Below are 7,827 nucleotides of genomic sequence, written 5' to 3'. Positions count from 1 at the left end.
GACGCCGCGCTGGCGGCCAAGGCCATCATGGACATCGAGACGATGTACCCGATCTCGCCGCAGGAGTTCTGGGACGCCTTCGACGCGATCACACGGGAGCAGACGGAGCATGACGCTTCGGCCCTGGTGGCCGAGGCCGGTACCGCTGGGCGGTGACCGCTAGCGGCCCAGCCCCGGTCCCCGCCGGATCCCGAGCCGCTGCTGCTCCGCCGCCTGCGACCGTGCCTGGACGCGCTCCTGCGCCTGCACCGCCCGCTGCCCCTCCCGCATCGCCGCCACGGCCCGTGCAACTCCTGCCAGCCCCTCGCGCGACGGCGTGGCTGCCTCGGCCGCCTTGGCTGAGAGGCTCTGCTCCATTCCCTGCGGCCCCAGCCGCCGCTCGGCTGCCGCGGCCACCGCCCGCAGTTCCGCCGCCACCTCGGGCTGCCCCCGTACCACCCGCTGCCAAGCTTCGGCCAAGGCGGGATCCGGCCGCCCCGCCAGCGCCTGCCAATAAGCCTGGGGTGCCTTGCTGGCTTCGGGCGGCAGGCTGGTGCTCCTCGCCTGCTCCAGCGCCTCCACCGCCCGCCAGGCCCGCTGTGACAGCCCCGGCACCTCCACCGCATCCCGCGCCCGCTGCGCCGCCACCTCGGCTCGATAGCTCTCTCCAGCCCGCTGCCGTGCCGCCGCCTCTCGCGCCAGCCCGCTGGCGAGTGAGCGCGCCGCGCTGACGGCACTGGTCCGCTCCCGCTGCGCCCGCCGTCCCGAGAACAATCCCTCGCTGCCGCGCAGCCGCCCCAGCAGCTCCGGCCTCTCCCGCAGCTGGGTGGCGACCTGGCTCCGGTCATCCCGGCTGTCCCACAGCAGCGCATCAAGCTGGGCTTCCGCCTGCACCGGATCGCGGTAGGCTGCCCGCAGCCACTGCGCCCGGTCAGCTGCCTCCTGCCGCACCGCCGGATCGCGCGCCTCCGCCGCCGCGATCTCCTCAGGTGTGGTGCCCCGCCCCAGGCTGTCGCGACCCGTCGGATCCCGCTGCGCCGGCAGCAGTGGTGGCGGCGGTGGTTCTGTCTGGCTGGCGGCCTGGTCGAGGTAGGCCGCCGCCGCTTCGCCGCTGGCCCTCGCCCGCTCCACCGGCGGCCGCGCGAGGATCTCGCTCTCGGGCACCAGCGGATGCAACCCACGCCGGCGGGCAAAGGCTTCCTGGGCGCGGCCCTCCCCCTCGGGCCCGGCATAGTCCAGCGTCACGTCCTTGGCCCGCTGCCGCGACAGCCTTCGGGTGAGGCCCGCCCGGCTGCCCAGCTCATCCCGCGCCCAGTGCAGCCTGACCCCTTCCCGGTGCCGCGTCAGCGCCACGTAAGCGGCGTGCCGGTCCATCGCCGCACTCGCCAGCACATGCGCCCGCTCCACCGTCACCCCCTGCGCCTTGTGGATGGTCGCCGCGTAGCCGTGCGTCAGCGCGCCGTACTCCCTCACTGCGAAGCTCACCTCCGCTGCCGGCGTGGCGGCGTCCCTGGCATCCAGCCGCACCGTCAGCCGCGCGCTCTCGCCCTGCCCTTGGACGTTGGTCACCGTGCCCAGCGTGCCGTTCTTCACCGCCGTGCCGCCCTGCCCGTCCGGCCCTGCACCCAGCGCCCGCGCGTTGCGCAGGAACATGAGGCGATCGCCAACGGCGAGCAGCCGCTGGCCCTGCTCGGTCATGATGCTATGGTCCGGCCCGAGCGCCCCGGCCCCCCCGAGCTGCTCCCGCGCCAGCCGGTTCAACGCCGCCGCATCCGCCCGCGTCGCGGCCAGCATCAGCTGGCTGCGGCCGGGCGCCTCCTGCCGCCCCGCCAGCCAGCCCGCCACCAGCGCCGCGCGGGCCTCTTCCTGCGTTGCGTGCTCCAGCACCATGCCGGCCTGCTCGTAGCGGGCGAGCGCCTCGCCCGTGCGGCCGGTGGCGAGCTCGCGGGTGGCCTCCCGTTGCCAGCCTTCCCGCTGCCGTCTGACCTCCGAGATCTCAGCCGCCCCGTGCCGCTCCGCCAGCGCTCGGAAGGCCGCCCCCGCCTCGATCGCCTGCAGCTGCTCCGGATCCCCCACCAGCACCACCTTGGCACTGGCCTGCTGCGCCTGCTGCAGCAGCCGCTGCATCTGCCGCGAGCCGACCATACCGGCCTCGTCCACGACCAGCACGTCGCGCGGCCCCAGCACCTCACGACCCCGCGCCCAGTGCCATTCCAGGCTGGCGAGCGTTTTGGAGCGGATGCCGCTGCCCGCCTGCAGCCCTTCCGCCGCGATGCCGGACAGCGTGGCGCCCCGCACCCGCAGCCCCTGTGCTTCCCAGGCCGCCCGCGCCACGCCCAGCAGCGCCGACTTGCCGGTGCCGGCATAGCCCACCACCAGCGCCAGCCCCTCTGGCCCGGTGAGATGCCGCACCGCGTCGCGCTGCTCCGCGCTGAGGGTGAGACCACCGGCCTCCGCCTGCCGCAGCGCCCGCTCCTGGAGCTGCTCTGGCACACCATGCGCCCGGCCCTGTGCCAGCGCCGCCGCCTGCCCCTCCATCCGCTGCTCGGCCGCCAGCATCTCGCGCGTGGTCCAGCGTACCCGTCCTGCCGCGTCCTGGCCCAGCCGCACCAGCTCGGGCGATGCCTCCACCTTGGCCAGCACCTGCGCGAACTGCGCGGCCCCGTCGGTGTGCCGCGCGATGAACCGCGCCAGGTCCTGCCGCGTGAAGGTGGACTGCTGCCGCGTCAGCGCCTCGAGCGCGAGCGCGGGATCGGCAGCAATGCGCGCGCCGTTCCTGCGCGCGATGGCGTCATGTTCCGCCCGCCGCTCTGCTGCTTCGCCACGCGCGGCACGGCGCATCCCCGCCGGTCCCACCTTGTGCTGCGGCTCGAGTGGAATGCCCTGCGCCGCGAGGCTGCGGTGGTCGATGCGCACATCATGCCCGAGGCTCGCCAGCCGTTCATTCGTCAGCTCCGCCCAGCGTTCGCGCCAGCCCTCCAGCAGCGCCGTGCTGTTCCACGCGCGCTGCTTCGCGCCGAATGCCGCATCGGAACTGTCCGCCTGCTGCCCCGGAGTGATGCCGCGCAGGGTCAGCAGCACATGCGCGTGCGGCTTGCTCTCGCCATCCTCGCCCCGCGGCGCATGCACGCAGAGATCCGCCACCATGCCGCGCGCCACGAACTGCTCACGAACAAAATCCCGCGCCAGCGCGATGCCCTCGGCCTGAGACAACTCGCGTGGCAGGGCGAACTCCACCTCCCGCGCCAGCTGCGCGTCCTTGCGTTTCTCGCCGGCTTCCACCGCGTTCCATAAGGTGCCGCGATCCGCCCAGGCCGTAGGTGCGCCATCGGGCAGCAGCACCTCGGCATGCACCAAATGGTCCTTGCGGGTGAAGTCATGCGCAAGGCCGGTGCGTGTGTCCTCCAGACGCGTCGCTGCGCGATAGGCCGCCGCCGCCACCACGGAGCGTCCGGCGCCGCGCGAGATCACCTGCGCCGAAAGGTGGTAGATCGCCATGCGCCATTCTGGCCGTGGGAGGCTTCAGGAGGAACCCCAGCGCCGCGCTCGTTCCGCCCACGGTGGACTCACCTTTCCGCGACGTCGCCGCAGGCGATGTATAAGCGCGCATTTCTCCGCTTTGCTGCGAACTGACGAGGTGCGCAGGTCTGCTGTGGCCGCGATCGGCCGGAGTGATGAGCTCACCCGCTGGTGGTCGATCTGCGATGCTGTGACCGATCGTGGATGTGGCGCCGATTGGCGATGTGGGAACCCGACCTGCGGGCCATGTTGCCCGAGACCACTGCTGCGCATCGTCAATGGCTCGAGACCCGGCCCGGCAGTCCGCTGTCGGATCGCTCCTGGTCGCTCGCCGTGACGCACCAGGGCGAGGGCCTCGGCGAGGACGCCATGGCCGACCCGCAGTTCGCGTCCTTGATCCTGCTGCTGGTGCTGCCGCCCGAGGTCGTGGGTTCCGATGCGGTGAGCTCTGGCGTCGAGACCTGCTGGCAGAACATCCGCGAGCACGCCCCGCCCGCCCTGCTGCCCTTCGCCGACGACACCGACGGCAACCTCTGGGCCTTCGACGGGCGCCCGGCACAGGAATCCCGCCATCGTCTTCGTCGACCCCGAGCTCGCCGGTGACGACGCGATCTTTCCGGTCGCGCCGGGCTTCGATGCCTGCATGGCGATGATCGAGGCCGGGGCCTGATCACGATCGCTGCACGGCATCGGAGGGTGCTGCTGCAGCGTGCATGGCGCCCTCGATGGGTCGTCACCCTGTTGCCCGTGGCCAACTATTGCCGGCTCGATTCTTCCAGCCCCTGAGGGTTTCGCCCCACCGCCCGCCGTGGCATCCCCGCCGCAGAAAGCCCGGATACCCGCGGCACGACGGAGGGGGATCCCACCATGGCACCACGCCGGCCACGCGACATCGACGCTGAGCTGCGCGCCCTGCAGGACAAGGCCAAGCTGCTCCGCACCAAGCAGAAAGCCCAGCTTGGCGAGCTGCTGCTCGCCACCGGCGCCGCCGATGTGCTCGATCCCGATGCCCTCGCCGGCCTGCTGCTGCACGGCCTCGAGCAGGCCAAGGCCAATCCCAAGGCGGCGGAGAGCTGGCGCCAGCGCGGAGAAGCTTTCTTTCGCCGCGCCGGAAGCGGCAAAGCCGCGGCGGCCGATGCCGGCGCTGCGCCGGCTGATCCTGCGGACGCAGCGCGCCTGGCGGCGGAGTAGCCAGGCCATTGCCCGTGTCGAGGCCGCGCAGGCCCGCGGCGACCGCCGCGACTGGGCGGCCGAGCGCCGTGCCCGCACCCGCCACCTGATCGAACTCGGCGGCCTGATCCACAAGGCCGGACTGGTCGAGCTGCTGGAGGACGACCGCGCTACGCTGCTCGGCCTGCTGCTGCAGGTGGCCGGACAGCTGCGCGGCAACGGTGACGAGCCGCCGGATGTGCTGCGCGCCCGCTGGCGCCACACCGGCCTGCGCGCCTTTCAGGATGAGCGCGAGGCGGCGGAGGGGAACGCTGGGGAGGTCGGCATCTCATGACCACCGTCTTGCGGGGTGTCTGGCGCCTCGCCCTCACCCTCCTCACCCTGCCTTTTGCCTTGATCAGCTGGCTCTGGATCTGCGCCCGCACCGCTGGCTCCGGCGCCCTCCTCGGCGGTCTCCTCGGCCTGCTCTGCAACGTGGTCCTGCTGCAGCCACCGGACCTCCATCACGGTGTGCTCGGCCTGCTGCTCGGCGGCCTCATTGGCCTCCTGCTGGCGCTGCTCAACCTAGTGGGCCCCGCCTGCTTCGGCCGCGGCACCTCCGCCACCTCGCACGGCTCCGCCGCCTGGGCCGCGCCACGCCAGCTTCGCCGTGACCTCGCCGCACCGGCGCTGGCGCGCGATCCGGCGGCGCTGCTGGTCGGCCGTGCGCCGGGTCGTCGTGGGGCGCTGCTGCGCTACACCGGATCCGCCCATCTCCTCACCATCGCCCCCACCCGCTCCGGCAAGGGCGTCGGCACCGTGCTGCCCAACCTGCTGCTGGCTGACCGCCCTATCCTCTGCGTCGATCCCAAGGGGGAGAACGCCCGCATCAGCGCCCGGGCACGGCGGCGCTTTGGGCCAGTGCACGTGCTGGATCCCTTTGGCATCGCGGGTCAGCCCAGCAGTGCCTACGATCCGGCGGCGCTGCTCGACCCCTCCTCTCCCGACCTCGGCGACGATGCCGCGACGCTGGCCGAGGCCCTGGTGTTTGATCCGCCCGGCCAGGTCTCGGAGGCGCACTGGAACGAGGAAGCCAAGGCGCTGATCAGCGGCCTGCTGCTGCACCTCGCCTGCCGGGGTGCCCCAGGCCAGCGCGGCCTGCCCGAGCTCCGCCGCCGGCTCACCCTGCCGCCTGATGACTGGCAGGCGCTGCTGCGCGCCATGCTGGCCGACACTGTGGCCGCCGGCGGGCTGGTGTCCCGCGCCGCCGCCCGCCAGCTCGGCAAGGCCGATCGTGAGGCCGCCGGTGTGCTCTCCTCGGCGCAGCGCCACACCCACCTGCTCGACAGCCCCAGGCTGGCCGCCGCCATGGCGCGCTCGGACTTCCAGTGGGCCGACCTGCGCCAGGGCAGCGCCACCGTGTTTCTGGTGCTGCCGCCCGACCGGCTCAGCACCTACAGCCGCTGGCTCCGCCTGCTGATCGCCCAGAGCATCCAGCAGCTCGCCCGCACCCCCACGCCCTCAGGGCAGCCGCCGGTGCTCTTGCTGCTCGATGAGTTCGCCGCCCTCGGCCGGCTGGAGCCGGTGCTGCAGGCGGCTGGGCTGATGGCCGGCCTCGGCCTGCAGCTCTGGCCCATCCTGCAGGATCTGGCGCAGCTGCGCGCCGCCTATGGCCAGAGCGCCAGCACCTTCCTGGCCAATGCCGGGCTGCTCCAGGTCTCGGCACCGGCCGACCTCGAGACCGCCCAGTGGCTCTCCCAGGCGCTGGGCAACAGCACCATCGGCTTCGAGACCCACAGCAGCTCCCACACCACCTCGGACAACCCCGAGGGGCATGGCTCCACCAGCCATGGCAGCGCCACGCAGCGCGTCGGCCGCCCCCTGCTCACCCCCGACGAGGCCATGCGCCTGCCCGCCGACCAGCAGGTGCTGCTGCGGCCAGGGCAGCATCCGGCCCTGGTCCGCAAGCTTCGTCATTACGCCGACACTGAGTTCCAGGGGCTGGCCGACTGAGCCTGCCCAGCGGGCACTGGCCTTTGGTCAGCTCCTAGCCTCGGACCTCCGCCACGTGCCGAGAACCGCTCCAGGGCAGTGAACCGCGTGACGGGTGGGCCACCACAGGCTGGGTCCACGTCCTGCCAGGCGCCGCAACTCCCCTGATTGGTGTCAGCCTCAGGGCGTTCCCCGCGTGACGGCTGAGGATGTCCTTGCCGGCTGTGGGTTCGCTACGACTGCCAGAGCTGGACGGCGCCACTGCGGGGCTGAGCATCCAGAGGCAAAGCCGGGCCGGCGCCGATGGGTCGAAGCAGGATGTCCATCACGGTGGATACCATCTGGCAGCCTCATCCTCTGCCATGCCGATGCTCCGGCCTACGCCGTTGTTGAACCACATTGAGTACCTTATATAGTGCTCAATTGAGGTTAAGCTTGAAGAGGAGGACGCGCCTATGGCGGACGTGCTGCTATCGGATCGCACCATCTCGGCGACCGATGTGAAGAAGCGGGGCATTGCCTGTTGATTTTCGCTGAGACCTGACCCGGCGTTTTCATCGAGAAATGACCCGGCCAGGAATATGTCCTGCGGGCTGTGGCCGCAGGTCAAGCGGGTGTTTTGGTCCTCCTGTTCTTGGGTTCTGCCGAGCTGTTCCTGAACCTGAAGCTGTCGTTGCCGGTTTCCAGGATGTGGCAGTGGTGGGTAAGACGATCCAGCAGGGCTGTCGTCATCTTGGTATCGCCGAAAACCTCGCCCCACTCGCTGAAACTCAGATTGGTGGTGATCACCACGCTGGTTCGCTCGTAGAGCTTGCTGAGCAGGTGAAACAACAAGGCTCCGCCTGACGAGCTGAACGGCAGGTAACCGAGCTCGTCGAGGATGACGAGATCGAGGCGCAGCAGGCGCTCGGCGAGTTGCCCGGCCCTGTTGGCGGTCTTTTCCTGTTCCAGCGCATTGACCAGGTCGACCGTGGAGAAGAACCTGACCTTCTTGCGGCCGTGCTCGATGGCTTGGATGCCGAGTGCCGAGGCGAGGTGGGTTTTTCCTGTGCCGGGTCCGCCGATGAGCACGACGTTGTCGGCCCGCTCGGTGAACTCACCCCGATGCAGTTGCCGGACCGTGGCCTCGTTGACCCCGCTGGCCGCGAAATCGAACCCGGCCAGGTCTTTGTAGGCGGGGAACCGGGC

Annotated in this window: 6 protein-coding genes; 4 read left to right on the top strand and 2 right to left on the bottom strand. The window is 71.4% G+C overall.

The window, feature by feature from the left end; all coding sequences use genetic code 11:
- Window positions 1-159 precede the first annotated feature (159 nt).
- Window positions 160-3,477 carry a Ti-type conjugative transfer relaxase TraA gene (traA, locus tag EBE87_RS27090; protein WP_120640382.1) on the bottom strand — a complete coding sequence of 1,106 codons (3,318 nt, stop codon included), beginning with the start codon at window positions 3,475-3,477 and terminating at the stop codon, window positions 160-162.
- 243 nt (window positions 3,478-3,720) lie between these two features.
- Between traA and EBE87_RS27085 the strand changes: the two genes are divergently transcribed.
- The 4 genes from EBE87_RS27085 (at window position 3,721) to EBE87_RS27070 (ending at window position 6,660) form a co-directional block, all read left to right on the top strand.
- Entirely contained in the window at window positions 3,721-4,101 is a 381-nt protein-coding gene (locus EBE87_RS27085) for an SMI1/KNR4 family protein (RefSeq protein WP_120640381.1), read from the top strand.
- 264 nt (window positions 4,102-4,365) lie between these two features.
- The gene (gene traD / locus EBE87_RS27080; RefSeq protein ID WP_120640380.1) at window positions 4,366-4,689 is read left to right on the top strand and encodes a conjugal transfer protein TraD; all 324 of its coding nucleotides are present in this window, start codon (window positions 4,366-4,368) and stop codon (window positions 4,687-4,689) included.
- A 7-nt stretch (window positions 4,690-4,696) separates the two neighbouring features.
- Window positions 4,697-5,002 (top strand): conjugal transfer protein TraD, encoded by a 306-nt coding sequence (locus EBE87_RS27075; RefSeq protein WP_233553401.1) that lies wholly within the window; start codon window positions 4,697-4,699, stop codon window positions 5,000-5,002.
- Window positions 4,999-6,660 carry a type IV secretory system conjugative DNA transfer family protein gene (locus EBE87_RS27070; protein ID WP_120640378.1) on the top strand — a complete coding sequence of 554 codons (1,662 nt, stop codon included), beginning with the start codon at window positions 4,999-5,001 and terminating at the stop codon, window positions 6,658-6,660. Before EBE87_RS27075 ends, EBE87_RS27070 begins: the two co-directional genes overlap by 4 nt.
- Before the next feature lie 585 nt (window positions 6,661-7,245).
- On the opposite strand, the gene istB is transcribed toward EBE87_RS27070, so the two are convergent.
- Window positions 7,246-7,827 (bottom strand): IS21-like element helper ATPase IstB (gene istB, locus EBE87_RS27065; RefSeq protein ID WP_122140282.1); only part of this gene is annotated, 582 nt, incomplete at its 5' end.

It is taken from the genome of Teichococcus wenyumeiae (assembly GCF_003696345.1).
Lineage (GTDB): Bacteria > Pseudomonadota > Alphaproteobacteria > Acetobacterales > Acetobacteraceae > Pseudoroseomonas > Pseudoroseomonas wenyumeiae.
Note: the sequence above shows the minus strand (reverse complement) of the source record. Positions and strands in the feature narration are given on the sequence as shown.